Origin of the sequence: Acinetobacter sp. MB5, assembly GCF_003261585.1 — a bacterium.
GTDB lineage: Bacteria > Pseudomonadota > Gammaproteobacteria > Pseudomonadales > Moraxellaceae > Acinetobacter.
Genome location: NZ_POVU01000008.1, coordinates 82,432 through 98,179, shown reverse-complemented (window position 1 = coordinate 98,179; position 15,748 = coordinate 82,432). Strand labels below are relative to the sequence as shown.

The following is a 15,748-nucleotide window of genomic DNA, read 5'->3' as shown; positions in this document are numbered from 1 at the left end:
TCCTATTGCCAATATAGTTTGGATTTAAAAAACATGATGCGAACTCATTACTGCGGTTCTTTAACCGAAGCCCAAATTGACCAAACCGTGACCCTGTGTGGTTGGGTACACCGTCGTCGCGATCACGGTGGTGTCATCTTCCTCGACATGCGTGACCGTGATGGTCTTGTTCAAGTGGTTATTGACCCAGATACTCCTGAAGCTTTCGCAACCGCAGATAAAGCACGTTCTGAATTTGTATTAAAAATTACAGGTCGTGTACGCCGCCGTTATGCAGGCACAGAAAATGCCAACATGGTGAGTGGTCAAATCGAAGTTTTGGGTAAAGAGATTGAAGTTCTTGCAACTTCTGAAACTCCTCCATTCCCACTCAATGACGACAACACCAATATTTCTGAAGAAATTCGTTTGAAATACCGTTTCTTGGACATCCGTCGTCCTGAAATGTTAGATCGTTTACGCTTCCGTTCTAAAGTAACCAACTTGATCCGTAACTATTTCGAAGATCATGGTTTCTTAGACGTTGAAACACCGATCTTGACTCGCGCAACACCAGAAGGTGCGCGTGACTATTTAGTGCCAAGCCGTGTTTCAAATGGTAGCTTCTACGCATTGCCACAATCACCACAATTGTTCAAACAGTTGTTAATGGTGGGTGGTATTGACCGTTATTACCAAATCGCAAAATGTTTCCGTGACGAAGACTTGCGTGCGGATCGTCAGCCTGAATTTACCCAAATCGACGTTGAAACATCGTTCATGAGTGACGATGACATCATGGATTTAATGGAAGGCTTAACGGTTAAAATGTTCAACGAATTATTGAATGTTAAATTCGATAAATTTGAACGTATGACTTATGCAGATGCAATGCGTGATTATGCATCTGACAAACCAGATATGCGTATTCCATTGAAACTGGTTGACGTTGCAGACCTCATGCAAGACGTTGAGTTCAAAGTATTCGCTGGCCCTGCAAAAGATCCGAAAGGTCGTATTGTTGCGCTTCGCGTACCAGGCGCAGGCGCACTTCCACGTAGCGCCATCGACGAATACACCAAATTCGTTGGCATCTACGGTGCGAAAGGTTTAGCTTACATTAAAGTCAACGAACTTGAAAAAGGCATCGAAGGTCTTCAATCTCCAATCGTGAAATTCATCGAGCCAATCGTGCTTGATTTGTTGAAACGTGTTGGTGCTGAAAATGGCGACATCGTATTCTTCGGTGCAGACAAAGCCAAAGTTGTCAATGATGCAATGGGCGCGCTTCGTGTGAAGATCGGTCATGACTTGAATCTTGCAACTTGCGAGTGGGCACCACTTTGGGTTGTTGACTTCCCAATGTTCGAAGAAACTGATGATGGCAAATGGACTTCTGTACATCACCCATTCACACTACCAAAATCTTCTGTTGAAGAAGTGAAGAACAACCCAGGTGAAGCATTGTCTGTTGCTTACGACATGGTTCTTAACGGTACTGAAATCGGTGGTGGTTCACTGCGTATCTATACTTTAGAAATGCAAAAAGCAATTTTTGAAGCGTTAGGTATTGGTGAAGAAGAAGCAGAAGAGAAATTCAGCTTCTTATTGAATGCTTTACGTTATGGTGCGCCTCCGCACGGTGGTTTGGCATTTGGTCTTGACCGTTTAGTGATGCTGATGACTGGCGCATCTTCTATTCGTGATGTAATTGCATTCCCGAAAACCAAAACTGCTGAATGTCCGTTGACTCAAGCACCTGCACCAGTTGAAGCCAATCAATTGCGTGATTTAGGTATCCGTTTACGTGAAAAACCAAAAGCTGAAGCCAAAGAAGCTTAAGTTTTTGTAGATAAGACCCTGCTTCGGCAGGGTTTTTTTATGGTAATTGAGATTGACTCTCTATAGTGGCATAATAAGCTGCTTTTTTTATGTTAGGTGAAAACCATGGCTATGCGTCCAGAAGTCCGCCGCCGTTCATTGGTGGTGATTGTGTTTTCTTTAGTCCAATGGGGCATTATGACCTATATTATTCATAATCAGCTTATGAATATCACCACGTACCAGCGTATTTTATATTTCTGTTTCAGTAGTTTATCTGCTGCCTTACTTATTTTCTGCGCCTTGATTTATATGGTGCTCAAGGGCAATGCGGATAACCAATAAAACCCCGATTCTTGTTCATCATCTGATTATGGAACAGTAACATTGCGCCATTCATCTTTAAAAATCTTGCACATTGCAAATTTCAAAACTGACAATAATGGCTCAATGTTTTATAACACCGATGCCAAGATTCAACATGGTTTAATTGAGCTTGGACACTATGTCCATGCTTTTGACTATAAGTATATGGTCAGAAAAAGTAATATTTTCAACACTACTTCTCTCTCTCATAAAAAAACACATCAACAACTGATTGAACTTTGCCAAAATGTTCATTTTGACCTGATTTTAATTGGGCATATTCATTTACCTAAAGAATTACTTAAACAACTTAAAGCGATTCACCAAGCCAAAGTTGCCATGTGGTTTGTTGATCCAATCAATGAACCTCACCGTCTTGACCATTTCAAAGAGATGCACAGTGAAGTCGATCATGTCTTTGTGACAACGGCAGGTCAGCATTTACAGAATCTATCAGAAGTTTGTGATCATCCTGTGTTTGCTTTTACCCCGAACCTGAGTTTGCATTCAATCGAATACGCACGTGAAGACTGGCTTAAATTTGACTACGACTGTATTTTTTGCGGTTCAAATAGCAAATACCCTGAGCGTGAGCAATTTATTAGCCATTTAACTGAGCAGCTTCCTCAGTTCAAATTTAAGCTTGGTGCATGTTTAGGACACCCCTCTTTATTTGGACATGAATATCAGGCTGCGGTACGAAATAGCTTAATGGGTATCAACTACTCAAAATATAATGATATTTATATGTATAGTAGTGACCGTCTTGCCCAGCTCACAGGCATGGGCTGTCTGGTTTTTAGCGCAGAAACGCCTGGGATGACTGAATTATTTCCTGAAAATAGTATGGTGTACTTTAAAGACACGTCTGATTTACTGGAAAAATTAAAATACTACCATGAGCACCCTGAGCAGGCAGTTGAAATTGCACAACGTGGTTATGCCCTTGCACACTCAACCTTTGAAGCAAAAAATATTTTGCAGCAATGGCTCAATTTAATTGATCAACAAGCACTAAACTCACCTTGGCAAGCTGAAATCTACGCGAAAGGACAACATATTGCTCATGTCTAAGTCCTCGAAAGTTCTATTTATTTGTATTTCTCTCAAGCAAAGCTTAGAACGTCGTAAAGCGATAGAACTTGAATTTAATAAATTGCGCCAAGCGGTTTCTGATATTGAAATTGAGCTTGAGTTTTTTGATGCGATCTATGGTAAAGACTTATCTTCTGAAATACTTGCATTGATCAATATTGCACGAGAGCAAGCTGGTCAGTGTAAACGTCCGATGAGTACAGGTGAAATCGGTTGTATGCTCAGTCACTTATTTTTGTGGCAACGCATTTCAGAGCAACGTTATGCAAATTATGATCGTGTAGTGATTATTGAGGATGATGTCTATCTCGCCGCACACCATCAACATACAGCACAATTACATAGCATACTTCATCATCCTGCCGAGTTTATTTTTCTGAGTGGACACTCCAAAAAAGCCCGTACCCGCATTTTAGGCTATATCTCAGAAGATCAAACTCATTTCAATATGCTTGGTTCTCGTTATCAATATACGATGGCATGTGCCTATAGTATAACTCCGAATGAAGCAGGTAAACTGGTCAGAAAAATGCTGGCAAAGACTACGGTTGCCGATGACTGGAAATTTTTACTCTCAGAAAAATCTGAAATCCCATATTATTATTTCTTTGAACAAGGTGGTGAAGATGACAGCACGATTGAAGCTGTCGATCAAAATCGCCAAGCATTTTTAGCACAATATAAAGAAAATCGTTTTTCTAAAAATACTTATAAAATATGGCAAGATATTCAGACTTTTTTTAAGCTATTAATAAAACTCAAGAAAATTAAAAAATTAATCCAATATATTAACAATCTGAATTGTTAATTTACCTTATTTCAGTATAATGATTCAGTTTATGAGAAAGGATGGTGAGTTTTTTGAGAAAAATTGAAGGTGAAATAAACTTTCATAAAAAATACACTTTTTGCACACTAGTTACACGACCAAATGAATATAAAGAAATGGTCCTAAGTGCGGAGCAAAAAGGCTTTTCAGCACATGATGTTGAGTTCTTATTTTTTGATAACAAAGCTTCAAATCAATTTGATGGTTTTTCAGGAATTAATCGTGCCATTAAAGAAGCACAAGGTGAATACCTAATTTTTTGTCATCAAGATATTCTTTTTAAATATGATGATCGAGAGATTCTAGAAGAAAGAATCAAAGAATTAAATAAGCTTAACCCCAAATGGGCGATTGCGGGAAATGCAGGTAGAAAAACAACGGGAAAACATGTCGTTCGTATTAGTGATCCTCACGGAGAAAATATTGCTGATGGCCCATTTCCTCAAGAGGTCATGAGCGTTGATGAAAACTTCTTTATTATTAATCAAAAAGTAAATATTGCAGCGACAACTATATTAAAAGGTTTTCATTTATATGGCTTAGATCTATGCCAAAACGCTAGTTTTCTAGGACTCAAGAGTTATGTCATTGACTTTCACCTTTTTCACAAAAGTGCTGGAAATGTTGATAAGAGTTATTATGTTGTACAAAATGAATATATTAAAGTTCAACAAAATCGAAAAATCAGCCAATGGTTTTTTCCAATGTGTTCTATATTTTTTATATCATCTAGTAATTTCTTAAACTTTATTATTAATCAAAAAAAGATAAAAAAATTAATTTTAAACTTATTTATAAAAAAAGATTAATCTAATTAGATTAATCTTTTTTATTTTTCAACCAAATCTTAATCAAGATAAGATTTTAGCTGACTATGTACACCTTTTAATTCATTCAATTCCCTTTTAGATAAATATTCAGCATTAAAATAGGTATTCTTAGCCATAAGATTTGGCTTATAAATTGTAGAGAATGGAATTAACTCTAACTCCAAACCTGTTTTCTCAACAATTAAGTCAAAATATTTTTGATCATTTTTCAATATCTCAGAATATTCAAGCACAATCGTTTTCTCATTTAACTTCCGATCTGAAACCAAGTTCAAAATTTCACGATTATATCGAATATACGCACCTGCATATAGAGATGTCATTTTTTTAATATCATACTGAGCTAACAATTTTTTTTCTTTATAAAATCTCCATTTTAGCTTTTTAATAAAATTAGATCTTCTAAAATAAAAATATTTAATTAATTTAATATCCCTCTTAATTAAAGATGAAATTACATCCTGATAGTCTCGAACAATAACTAAATAAGATGCATCTGCTATCTTTTCCTTATAGAAGTTAATAAATAGGCAGGTTCTAGGATCTTTCCATCCCCAATTATCCGGTAATTTCTTATGAAAAATTTGATCAAATTTCTCTATATGTTGCTCTGATATTTTTATTTCTTGTTTATCAATAAAACCTGTCGTTGGCAAATCATTATCTTGCAATACCTGCTCATGCCATTCTACAAAGTCGAGGTCTTCAAAATGACCCTCATCGTTTCCAACGCCTTCATTCAGTAATCTATCACCAACATTAAGACCACACTTATACAACCATTGTGTAATTAATGAGGTTCCTGAACGATGCATTCCTAATATAATAAGAGGTTGTTTAAGCATTTAAAATAATCTCTTGTGTGATTTTTTTGACGGCATCTTCTACAGATAGAGTATCTGTATTAATCACAAGATCTGGTGACTGTGGAATATGGAAATCTCCATTTATACCCGAGAGGTTGGAAATTTTATCTTTATGTCCATCAGGAAGTTGAGATTTTTTATACAAGCCCTTTGTATCTCTAGAAAATAGAGATTCAACACTACAATACACAAAAACCTCTTTAACATTTAAATATTTTTTCTTAATTGTATTTCTAGTATTTTGATCGGGATTCATCGCACTAATAATTGCAATAATGCCATTGTTAGAAAGTTTGTGAGCCAACCATGCCATCCGCTCCATATTTTTACAACGATCTGGCAATGTATAACCTAATTCTGGAAATAGATATTTTCTTGACTCATCTCCATCAATAATATCAGCTGGATAGCCTTGCTGCTTTAAATGCACAAGTAAAGCATTTGCTATCGTAGTTTTACCAGCGCCTGACAGGCCACATAACATGACAATCATATCTTCCCCCAAATATCTAACTATGGATTATATTTTAATATTTAGGGTACTACACTATTTTTTTAAATTTTCTCATATTATTAAATTCGAAAAATAAAATACATATCAGAATTTAAAAAATTAAAGTACATTCCCCTAATTTAAACTTTTAAATTTCACATCTTGGATGCTTTCCTTTAAAAAACACTTTAATGATTAAAAAAGCATCGCGAAATGACAATTTAATTATTTTACGAAAAACTAATTTAATAAACTTTAAATTTTTACTCCATTGACTCGAGCTATAATATTTTAAAGTTAAAACATTTTCATAAATAAATTCATTTTTACGCCATGTAGTCAAACTCTCTTCCGTCAAAGACAGACAATGGTTTAAGTAAGTCATTGAAGAAAACTTGAATTTATAACCTTGCTTAATAAATTGATTTATTCGAGTAAAAAATGTTGTATCTACTCCATAAAATGCAAAATTAGAATCAAAAATCTCCATATTTTTATCTTTAAAAAATTCTTTAATACGATGAGAGATAATTAATCCAGAACCAACTGAATAAATTTTTTCAGGTTCTATAATCTCTCCTCTATGTTGGAGCAATTGTGAATTCATCATAGGGAAACGTGGCTTTAAATCACAGCGTGCTCGAATTTCAGGCAACTCAAAATCCACGTTTTTTAAATGAAATAAAACATCCTGATATTGTTCATTAATTTCAGTGTCATCATCAAATAGCACATAGTAATCTGCATCATAACTCTGGATAAAGTCATTATAAATCCAGCTTAATGGTTTATTTTGTAGCTGATTCTGTAGTGTTACATTCTGATGGATCTGACCTAAATCTTGGATACAAGAATCATGTTCTAAAATAGCTTCGGGACCATTATTGACGATCAAAAGCTGATGCAATGGATATTTAAATTTGAGTAAATCCTGAATGGTGAGAGACTGTTGTAAAGTCTTACCATATACGATTACAACAAGTGCAATTTTAAGCTGTGCCATTTTTATATGTACCTAATCATAAGCAGCTCTTATTAGAGCTGCTTATGATTTTTCTTAGAAAATTTTCTTATACCACTGTTTAATTTTTGGCTTTTTAACTACGCGTCCAATATTATTAAATGCAGTCGATGAAATAAAACCTTCTGTTGAAAAGCAGCCATTTAGCACATCATCACAACGCTGTAAAAACAATTTTACATTATCTGCATGACGACTTTGAAACAAGTGATAAACACTATCAGCAAATACAGTGCCAATGCCATAATAGCCATAATTGCCAAGTAACCAGATACCCTCTCGAGGTTCACGTTCGAAACAGGTTGGATATAAGGTGCGATAACGTATGCCTTTTTTCTCTGCAATATAAGCCAATTGCTCAGCAACATCCGCCTGTTTATTTTGCATAAATGAAGGTTTACCAAGTGCTTGGTAACATGATGGTGTGATAAAAAAGAACGCTGGTGAAGCAAAAATGTGTGTTGCAGGATGAATATGGTTCGATGCTTGGGCACAGCCTAGAAAAGTATCATTCTGATAAACATACTGGACAGATTTCTCAACAATTTCACGATTTAAAGGAATTAAATCGGGCTCAATAATTGCCACCACTTTCGCTGTAGATTGACCAATGACTCGATCAAGCCACTCTCCATGTGGCATATTTTCTTCTGTATATTTTACATTTAGCCCCAAATGCTGCATCACTTTTTTATGCGCGGCTAAAATATCTCGATCAAAGTTATCCCAATGAAAGGAATGAAATTCCACTTCATCTAAGCTTAATGGTTCCATGCAGGAAAATCTCAAATATCATAATCTTGTCGTATTATAGGAACATTTTCTGAAGATATTGAGAATATTTCTTTATTCCTACAAAGTTTTTACATGGCTTGTATGCTTTTGCCTCAATATGTTTCAAAAATAAAAGCCAAGAATAATCTAGGCTTTTATGATTGTTTAGATTAATCTAATGATGTGGTTGATAATATTCAACAACATGCTCAACAAATTGGTTATGCGCCTTAGCAGTCTGCTCAAAACAGTATTTCTCTAGCGCTTCTTTTTTGCCTTGTTGGGCAAACTTTAATGCTTCATCTGGATGCTGAATCAAATATTCAATTCCATCGGCAAGACTTTGCGCATCATCAGCTTTGGCACACCAAGCATTGACACCATGTTTTGCAGTTTGGCGAATACCAATGTGATCTGTGGTAATCAGGGTTTTACCCCATGCAAATGCATCTAAAATCCCAATCCCCTGAATTTCGGTAATTGAAGGCAACGCGACAATGTCGGCATTTTGCAATAATGCAATTTTATCTTCACCACCAATCCAACCTGGGAAACTGACTTTATCAAGGAGTTGTAACTGCTCAGCCTGATGTTTATAAGTCGCGAGCATCTCACCCTGACCTGCCAGCACTGCGCTAAAATCAATACCCTTGTTACGCAAAATCGCTAAAGCATCGATTAGCACATGCACACCTTTATTAGGTACCATCCGCGTTAACATCACAATACTCGGTGGAACACGAATTAGATGTGGTTCAGCGACAACTTTAGGTAAATACGTTAAGTTCGAAATCACCTGTTGTGGTTTAGCTGCGCGTTCTTCAGGCGTTTGGCGTTTTTGCACCAACTCTTGGACATACAGCGTAATATGAATAAAGGCATCGGCACGCAAAGTCCGTTTGACATTATGACTATGATTGACCGCAATCACAGGAATGTTTTTGGACATGCCCAACATCGCATTTTTGAACAACCAAACTGCCTTACCGCTATGTGCAATAATCACATCAGGCTGTTGTTGCTCAATGAATTTACGAATTTTTAATGCTGCTGTAATGCTATAAAAACCTTTGTTCGGAATAACGGTAATTGGCCATTCACCACTTTTAAGATGCTGATTTTCAGTACCACGTAGCAAAACTACATCATGCCCAAAACTTTTTAAAGTATTGGCAATATCTAGCATGGCTTGCCAGCGACCACCTGTTGCATCGCCATAGACTGCATTCAGAACTTTCATATGCTTTCCTTAAAACAATGCTTGAGCTGCACGTGCCTGAGCGAAAGTCGCAGCTTCCTGATCTTTTGCAGTCAATTTAAGCTGCATACCTGCTTCAACTGGCCATTCAATTGCAAGCTCAACATCATTCCACACCAAACTACGTTCACACTCTTTTGCATAATAATCTGTTGTTTTATATAAAAACTGTGTGTTGTCTTCCAAAGCAATAAAACCATGTGCAAAACCCGCTGGAATCCAGAACTGACGCTGATTTTCACCTGTGAGTTCAACACCTACCCATTGCCCAAACGTTGGCGAATCTTGACGAATATCAACTGCCACATCCCATGCACGACCTTGTACCACACGCACAAGCTTACCTTGGGCATGTGGGTTTAACTGGTAATGCAAACCGCGCAATACACCTTTTTGTGACATAGAGTGATTATCTTGAACAAAGTCTGGAATCGGGAGATTACGTTCCACCAATGCCTGTTCAAAGTTTTTCTGATTAAAGCTTTCCATGAACCAACCACGTTCATCTGCAAATACACGAGGTTCAAGAATCAATAAATCTTTAATCTTGGTTTCAATAATCTTCATACTACGTCACTCAATCTGGGTATTTTAGGCGTGTTTTGCTTAATGTTCTTGATGCAGTTTTAACAAATACTGACCATAACCTGTTTTTTTGAAGAAATTAGCACGTGCTAACAATTGCTCAGGGCTAATCCAGCCATTGTTAAATGCAATTTCTTCCAAGCATGCAACTTTAAGCCCTTGACGGTGTTCTACGGTTTGTACAAATTGACTCGCTTCAAGTAATGAGTCATGAGTGCCTGTATCTAACCATGCAAAACCACGCCCCAACAATTCAACATTGAGTTGATTTTGTTGTAAATAAACGTTGTTCACATCGGTAATTTCTAACTCACCACGTGGTGATGGCTGAATATTCTTTGCAATTTCAATGACGCTATTGTCATAGAAATACAAACCTGTCACCGCATAATTCGATTTTGGCTGTACGGGTTTTTCTTCAATGCTGATCGCTTTTCCTGTTGAGTCGAATTCCACAACACCAAAACGCTCAGGGTCATTGACATAGTATCCAAATACAGTTGCGCCTGAAGTCTGTGCTGAAGCACGTTTCAATTGCTGACTGAAACTCTGACCATAGAAAATGTTGTCACCCAAAATCAGACAGACATTGTCCTGACCAATAAATTCTTCACCCAAAATAAAGGCTTGTGCCAAACCATCTGGTGAAGGTTGAACTTTATAAGACAGCTTAATGCCAAGTTCTTCACCTGTACCCAATAATTTTTCAAAATTTGGTAAATCTTCTGGTGTCGAAATAATCAGAATTTCAGAGATTCCTGCCAACATAAGCACAGACAATGGATAGTAAATCATTGGCTTATCATAAATTGGCAACAACTGTTTCGATGTTCCCATCGTAATCGGGTACAAACGTGTACCTGAACCACCCGCAAGAATAATGCCTTTGCGTTTTGCCTGACTCATACGATGATTTCTCCTAAAACTTGCTCAACCCCCTGCTGCCAATGTGACAAATGCAGGTGAAATTTTTGCTGTAATTTATTGGTATTTAAACGTGAATTTAACGGACGCTTGGCAGGTGTCGGATATGCTGTTGTCGCAATTGGGCGAACCTGTTGCAACTTTAAGACTAAACCTTTTTGTCGCGCGACATCAAAAATAAACTGCGCATATTCGTACCACGAGGTTTCACCTGAAGCTGCCAGATGATAATGCCCACACAAATATTTCTGCTGATCCATATCTTGCAAGCTGTAATAACGAATTGCCTGTGCAGTAACATCAGCAATCAGTGCTGCACCCGTTGGCACACCGATTTGATCGGCAATAATATTCAGCTCTTCTTTGGCTTGTGCTAAACGGAGCATGGTTTTGATAAAGTTCTGACCATGCGTACCGTACACCCAGCAAGTACGAAAATTGATAAACTTTACCGCACTTTGTTCAAGTGCCAGCTCACCTGCACGCTTGGTTTGACCATAGACATTTTGCGGTGCAGTTGCATCTTGCTCCTGCCATGCCGTCACACCTTCTCCAGAGAATACATAATCTGTAGAATAGTGAATCAACAGAGCACTCACTGCTTGGCATTGTTCAGCCAAATGCTTGACGGCTAAATGATTAATCAGATCAGCTTGTTCAACTTCTGATTCAGCCTTATCGACAGCCGTATATGCTGTTGCATTGACTACGACATCTGGCTGAACTTGCTGAATAAGTTGAGTGATGGCTTCAAAATTCGCAATATCACCACACAACCCTCGTGCATTGGCATGGCGATCTAAAGCAATCACTTCACCTAAAGGCTGCAAAGCACGTTGTAGCTCCCAACCCACCTGACCATTTTTGCCCAATAAAAGAATTTTCATTGATGATTCCTTATTGAACAGATTCAGTATGGTACTGCTGATTCAGCCAGTTTTTATACTCGCCACTTTGTACATGAGCAACCCATTCCTGATGATTCAAATACCATTCAACGGTTTTACGTAAGCCTGTTTCAAAGCTTTCTTGTGGTACCCAACCCAAATCTTTTTGAATCTTGCTGGCATCAATCGCATAACGCAAATCATGCCCAGGACGATCCGTTACATAGGTAATCAGGTCTTGATAATAGGCAACACCTTCTGGTTTATTTGGTGCCAGTTCTTCTAAAAGTTGGCAAACAGCTTTAACCACATCAATATTTTTTTGCTCGTTGTGCCCACCAATATTATAAGTTTCACCGACTTGTGCCTGAGTCACGACTTGATACAGCGCACGTGCATGATCTTCCACATAAAGCCAGTCACGGATTTGCTGACCATTCCCATAAACAGGTAAAGCACGACCATTCAAGGCATTGAGAATAATCAGTGGAATCAGTTTTTCAGGAAAATGGAAAGGGCCATAATTATTGGAGCAGTTGGTAATTAGTACAGGTAATCCATAAGTACGGTGCCACGCACGAACTAAATGGTCTGAGCTGGCTTTACTGGCCGAATAGGGAGAACTTGGTGCATATGGTGTAGTTTCCAGAAATAAATCTTCTGTACCTTCCAAGTCGCCATAGACTTCATCGGTTGAAATATGATGAAAACGGAACGCTTGCTTTTTCTCACCGACCAACTCATTCCAGTACTGGCGAGCAGCTTCAAGTAGCTGATAGGTGCCCAAAATATTGGTTTCAATGAAAGCCGCCGAGCCTGTGATTGAACGATCCACATGCGATTCAGCAGCTAAATGCATCACGACATCAGGTTGAAAATCTGAAAATAATTGATCAAGTGCAGTACGGTCACAAATATCTGTTTGAGAAAATTGATAGCGAGGGCTTTGAGCAATGCTGGATAAAGACTCCAAGTTTCCCGCATACGTCAGTTTATCGACATTTAACACTTCATCTTGAGTATTTTGAATAATATGGCGAATCACAGCCGAACCAATAAAGCCCGCCCCACCTGTAACTAAAATTTTCATCTTAAAATCGGAACACTAAAAATTCTGCTTAGTATACCTAATTCTTCCACTGTAACAGTTAAGAAATCATGGAGATTGCTATTCATCATGATGGAACAGCTGTTGAGTTAACTGCTGTCCCAACATTTCACTTGGCTCAATGGCTAAGGTCTGCTGCTGCTCAGCTTTAAATGTACTATTGAACTGTGCAATGGAAATCACTTGTAAAAGCTGCTGTTGACTCAAACGCTCAAGTACATTTTGGAATTTCTCATCAGGTTGCCAGTGCTCAGGCAAATAAGCCACTACAGGACGCATGGCAGTCACACTTTCCATCATCATCGACATTGAATCAGCACTGCAAAACACGCGTGTTGAAACCGCCAAAAACTGATGTAACACTGAGCGTGGCTGCTCTGACCACCACACCACATCGGCAATACCCTCAAAGTTGAGATATTGCTGCAAAATCTTCTCAGCCTGTTGCCCTGTACGGCGTGAAGTACTGAGTAACCATTTAATGCGATGCTGACGTGCCAACAGATTCATTTGTTTTGCCAATTGCACCCAGTCTTGTTGCTGATACTGCGCGCCCGCACCATCGCCACCAATCAGCATCGTCCACACTGGCTGCTCAACATGGGGATGCTCAGATTTCCACAAATTGCCATGCTGCGCTAAAGTTGCCTGACTTAAAGGCATCGGGGACACAGGCAAGCTAATAAATGGTTTTGGTAAATCAGGTTCTAACACCAAAATAGCATCAAACAATTCAGCTTTTAGTTGGCGCAGTGAACCACAGAAAATATTTTTTGCACCCAGTGCTTTAGATAACCAAACAATGGCATAGGCACTATTTCCGCCCGCACCAATCACAATATCTGGACGACCACTTGGCAAAGCATCACCCTGATAAAATTGATGAATTTTTTCTGCTTTGGGAATTTTACAATTTAATAGCCAAGTCAGTGGGCGACGATAAAACTTATGTTTCAGTGTCAGCTCAATCCAGTGTACATCTAACTCGAAATCACGTTCGAGTGCGAACAATACCCCTTTGGACTGATTAAAATGCCCTGGCACACCATCACTGATGACCCATACTGTTTTCTTGGTGTTTTGCTGGTCATGCATGGCTCAGTTCCTGATAAACCTGTAGGGTATTGCTTAATACCGCATTTAAGGTTAATTGCTGCTTGGCACGTTGATAAATTGCTTCGGATTGCTGAGTGAGCTGTTCAAACTGCTGAACATGATGTTGAATTAAATCATGTAATGCAGTGACATCATTGGCAGGGCAAATCAGTTCTGGCGTTAAGATTTCTGCCACCATACCCACATCGGTTGAAATGACGGGACAATGTACCAATAAGGCTTCAGCCAAGGTATAAGGCCCACCTTCATTACGTGATGAAATCACTAAAAAATCCGCTTGCTGCATCAATGCACTAATATCATCACGATGCCCAAGCAATTCAATCCGATCTGCTAAAGCATACTGCTGAATTTTTTCTTGCAGTAAATCTCGATCTGGCCCATCTCCTACAATCCAGAGCTTGGCATCAATGCCTTGCCATGCTTCAACCAGTAAATCAAAACCTTTGGCAGGTACCAGACGTGCAACGGCAATCGCTTGTAAGGATTGATGAGATTGTTTTTGTGCTGTTTGTAATGTTGGGGGTTGAATGCCATTTAAGACCACACGCACTCGATCTTGCTGAGTAAACTGATTCGCCACTCGTCGGCTCACAGCAATAATTCGGTCATATTTTTCAAATGCTTGCACGTTGCGTTTTAAATTATGCAGTGTCGCTACACTCGGAATTTTCAGCCATTTCAGCATCGGGGCAATCATCGAAACAGCTTTGTTGGCTTGCACATGCAGCACATCCGCATGCGTGGCTTTGATGGTCTGATACAACTGCCACAGTAAAATCGGATTTTTACGGCTTTTACTCAAATCCAAAGCTTTAAATTCAACACCCTGAACACGCTCCGCATACTTTTCATGGGCAATTAACGTGACTTTCTGTCCGATCTGAGCCAAACCGTTCGCCAATTCCACCACATGTTTTTCCAAACCGCCTTCTTCGTCACCTGCCATGACCATACAAATGTGCATTATTTTTCTCTCGTTTATAGCCCACGTTGACCCAGTTTCAGGCGACATTTCACTGCAAACATCGAATCTTTACCACTGATCTTAATGCGTTGTAACTGCATAAAATCAGGCTGCTGTGCATCAATCCCCTCTTTGGTGGTCACGGCATTCTGATAACCCGCCTGTTTTGCCAGTTCAACATCACGCTGGCTATAAATTCCGAAAGGATAGGCAAAACTCGTGACAGGTTGCTCAATCATCTGTTCAAGCTGTTGCTTGGATTCTGCCAATTCATGCAAACATTCTGCATCATTGAGCTTATCCAAATTGGCATGAGTCAACGTATGTGAGCCAATTTCAACTAAACCACTGTTTGCCAAAAATCGAACTTGTTCATCATTGAGTTTTGGCTCACGTGCCAATTCACCACTGTTATGATGGGCTTTTTTATAAGTCGACCAGTCGCGATCATGACGATCAACCACCACATAAATCGTGGCTTTGGCTTGATATTTTTCTAAAATGGGATAGGCATTTTCCAAGTTATCCAGATAACCGTCATCAAAGGTAATCGCCACAGTTTTTTCAGGATGCTTACCCCAGTTTTGCTGAAGTTCCCGCATGGTGACAAAGTGAAAACCTTGCGCTTTCATCCATGCCACTTGTTTATCAAATTCGGCAGGTGTTACACGCAGTTTATTAAATTTGGCGCCATCGATATGCTCACGCACCATGTGGTACATCAAGACACGGGGACGTTTCCAATCTATTGCAGGTTTCCACCACGCATATTTATAACTAAATGCCATCACCGCAAGCAGCACAATCAGAGCCAAATAAATCACAGGGT

General features: G+C 38.7%; 17 protein-coding genes. 5 read left to right on the top strand and 12 right to left on the bottom strand.

Annotation, left to right across the window (positions count from 1 at the left end; translation table 11 throughout):
• The first annotated feature begins 33 nt into the window (after positions 1-33).
• The 5 genes from aspS to C1A47_RS11420 all read left to right on the top strand — a co-directional run bounded on the left by aspS (position 34) and on the right by C1A47_RS11420 (position 4,899).
• Positions 34-1,821, top strand: a complete 1,788-nt coding sequence (gene aspS / locus C1A47_RS11440; protein ID WP_111895173.1) for an aspartate--tRNA ligase — start codon at positions 34-36, stop codon at positions 1,819-1,821.
• 105 nt (positions 1,822-1,926) lie between these two features.
• Positions 1,927-2,145 (top strand): hypothetical protein, encoded by a 219-nt coding sequence (locus tag C1A47_RS11435; protein ID WP_111895172.1) that lies wholly within the window; start codon positions 1,927-1,929, stop codon positions 2,143-2,145.
• A 42-nt stretch (positions 2,146-2,187) separates the two neighbouring features.
• On the top strand, positions 2,188-3,240 hold the full coding sequence (locus C1A47_RS11430) for a glycosyltransferase (RefSeq protein ID WP_111895171.1): 1,053 nt from the start codon (positions 2,188-2,190) through the stop codon (positions 3,238-3,240).
• On the top strand, positions 3,233-4,069 hold the full coding sequence (locus C1A47_RS11425) for a glycosyltransferase family 25 protein (protein ID WP_111895170.1): 837 nt from the start codon (positions 3,233-3,235) through the stop codon (positions 4,067-4,069). Before C1A47_RS11430 ends, C1A47_RS11425 begins: the two co-directional genes overlap by 8 nt.
• A 44-nt stretch (positions 4,070-4,113) precedes the next feature.
• Positions 4,114-4,899: a glycosyltransferase family 2 protein gene (locus tag C1A47_RS11420; RefSeq protein WP_227539776.1), complete on the top strand. Its 786-nt coding sequence runs from the start codon at positions 4,114-4,116 to the stop codon at positions 4,897-4,899.
• A gap of 38 nt (positions 4,900-4,937) precedes the next feature.
• Here C1A47_RS11420 and C1A47_RS11415 read toward each other — a convergent pair whose 3' ends face one another.
• The 12 genes from C1A47_RS11415 to C1A47_RS11360 all read right to left on the bottom strand — a co-directional run bounded on the left by C1A47_RS11415 (position 4,938) and on the right by C1A47_RS11360 (position 15,707).
• Positions 4,938-5,765, bottom strand: coding sequence for a sulfotransferase (locus C1A47_RS11415; protein ID WP_111895168.1), 828 nt, complete (start codon positions 5,763-5,765; stop codon positions 4,938-4,940).
• On the bottom strand, positions 5,758-6,279 hold the full coding sequence (locus C1A47_RS11410) for an adenylyl-sulfate kinase (RefSeq protein ID WP_111895167.1): 522 nt from the start codon (positions 6,277-6,279) through the stop codon (positions 5,758-5,760). Before C1A47_RS11410 ends, C1A47_RS11415 begins: the two co-directional genes overlap by 8 nt.
• Before the next feature lie 148 nt (positions 6,280-6,427).
• A complete protein-coding gene (locus C1A47_RS11405; protein WP_111895166.1) occupies positions 6,428-7,282 on the bottom strand; it encodes a glycosyltransferase family 2 protein in 855 nt (284 codons plus the stop codon).
• 54 nt (positions 7,283-7,336) lie between these two features.
• Positions 7,337-8,074 (bottom strand): hypothetical protein, encoded by a 738-nt coding sequence (locus C1A47_RS11400; RefSeq protein ID WP_111895165.1) that lies wholly within the window; start codon positions 8,072-8,074, stop codon positions 7,337-7,339.
• A 175-nt stretch (positions 8,075-8,249) separates the two neighbouring features.
• A complete protein-coding gene (locus C1A47_RS11395) occupies positions 8,250-9,314 on the bottom strand; it encodes a glycosyltransferase family 4 protein (protein WP_111895164.1) in 1,065 nt (354 codons plus the stop codon).
• A gap of 9 nt (positions 9,315-9,323) precedes the next feature.
• Entirely contained in the window at positions 9,324-9,899 is a 576-nt protein-coding gene (gene rfbC, locus C1A47_RS11390) for a dTDP-4-dehydrorhamnose 3,5-epimerase (protein ID WP_111895163.1), read from the bottom strand.
• A gap of 39 nt (positions 9,900-9,938) precedes the next feature.
• Entirely contained in the window at positions 9,939-10,823 is an 885-nt protein-coding gene (rfbA, locus tag C1A47_RS11385) for a glucose-1-phosphate thymidylyltransferase RfbA (RefSeq protein WP_111895162.1), read from the bottom strand.
• Positions 10,820-11,728, bottom strand: coding sequence for a dTDP-4-dehydrorhamnose reductase (gene rfbD, locus C1A47_RS11380; RefSeq protein ID WP_111895161.1), 909 nt, complete (start codon positions 11,726-11,728; stop codon positions 10,820-10,822). The genes rfbA and rfbD overlap by 4 nt, the downstream gene beginning before the upstream one ends.
• Before the next feature lie 10 nt (positions 11,729-11,738).
• Positions 11,739-12,818 carry a dTDP-glucose 4,6-dehydratase gene (gene rfbB / locus C1A47_RS11375; protein WP_111895160.1) on the bottom strand — a complete coding sequence of 360 codons (1,080 nt, stop codon included), beginning with the start codon at positions 12,816-12,818 and terminating at the stop codon, positions 11,739-11,741.
• Between the two features lie 78 nt (positions 12,819-12,896).
• The gene (locus tag C1A47_RS11370; protein ID WP_111895159.1) at positions 12,897-13,931 is read right to left on the bottom strand and encodes a mitochondrial fission ELM1 family protein; all 1,035 of its coding nucleotides are present in this window, start codon (positions 13,929-13,931) and stop codon (positions 12,897-12,899) included.
• A complete protein-coding gene (locus tag C1A47_RS11365; protein WP_111895158.1) occupies positions 13,924-14,919 on the bottom strand; it encodes a glycosyltransferase in 996 nt (331 codons plus the stop codon). Before C1A47_RS11365 ends, C1A47_RS11370 begins: the two co-directional genes overlap by 8 nt.
• Before the next feature lie 14 nt (positions 14,920-14,933).
• Positions 14,934-15,707, bottom strand: coding sequence for a polysaccharide deacetylase family protein (locus C1A47_RS11360; RefSeq protein WP_413772964.1), 774 nt, complete (start codon positions 15,705-15,707; stop codon positions 14,934-14,936).
• Between the last annotated feature and the right edge of the window lie 41 nt (positions 15,708-15,748).

Excerpts from the sequence above, each read along its gene's own strand:
- C1A47_RS11435 (WP_111895172.1), top strand. The coding sequence starts at position 1,927 with ATGGCTATGCGTCCAGAAGTCCGCCGCCGTTCATTGGTGGTGATTGTG.
- C1A47_RS11365 (WP_111895158.1), bottom strand. The coding sequence starts at position 14,919 with ATGCACATTTGTATGGTCATGGCAGGTGACGAAGAAGGCGGTTTGGAA.
- C1A47_RS11415 (WP_111895168.1), bottom strand. The coding sequence starts at position 5,765 with ATGCTTAAACAACCTCTTATTATATTAGGAATGCATCGTTCAGGAACC.
- C1A47_RS11425 (WP_111895170.1), top strand. The coding sequence starts at position 3,233 with ATGTCTAAGTCCTCGAAAGTTCTATTTATTTGTATTTCTCTCAAGCAA.
- C1A47_RS11410 (WP_111895167.1), bottom strand. The coding sequence starts at position 6,279 with ATGATTGTCATGTTATGTGGCCTGTCAGGCGCTGGTAAAACTACGATA.
- rfbA (WP_111895162.1), bottom strand. The coding sequence starts at position 10,823 with ATGAGTCAGGCAAAACGCAAAGGCATTATTCTTGCGGGTGGTTCAGGT.
- rfbB (WP_111895160.1), bottom strand. The coding sequence starts at position 12,818 with ATGAAAATTTTAGTTACAGGTGGGGCGGGCTTTATTGGTTCGGCTGTG.
- C1A47_RS11395 (WP_111895164.1), bottom strand. The coding sequence starts at position 9,314 with ATGAAAGTTCTGAATGCAGTCTATGGCGATGCAACAGGTGGTCGCTGG.
- rfbC (WP_111895163.1), bottom strand. The coding sequence starts at position 9,899 with ATGAAGATTATTGAAACCAAGATTAAAGATTTATTGATTCTTGAACCT.
- C1A47_RS11400 (WP_111895165.1), bottom strand. The coding sequence starts at position 8,074 with ATGGAACCATTAAGCTTAGATGAAGTGGAATTTCATTCCTTTCATTGG.
- aspS (WP_111895173.1), top strand. The coding sequence starts at position 34 with ATGATGCGAACTCATTACTGCGGTTCTTTAACCGAAGCCCAAATTGAC.
- C1A47_RS11370 (WP_111895159.1), bottom strand. The coding sequence starts at position 13,931 with ATGCATGACCAGCAAAACACCAAGAAAACAGTATGGGTCATCAGTGAT.
- C1A47_RS11405 (WP_111895166.1), bottom strand. The coding sequence starts at position 7,282 with ATGGCACAGCTTAAAATTGCACTTGTTGTAATCGTATATGGTAAGACT.
- rfbD (WP_111895161.1), bottom strand. The coding sequence starts at position 11,728 with ATGAAAATTCTTTTATTGGGCAAAAATGGTCAGGTGGGTTGGGAGCTA.
- C1A47_RS11360 (WP_413772964.1), bottom strand. The coding sequence starts at position 15,707 with ATGGCATTTAGTTATAAATATGCGTGGTGGAAACCTGCAATAGATTGG.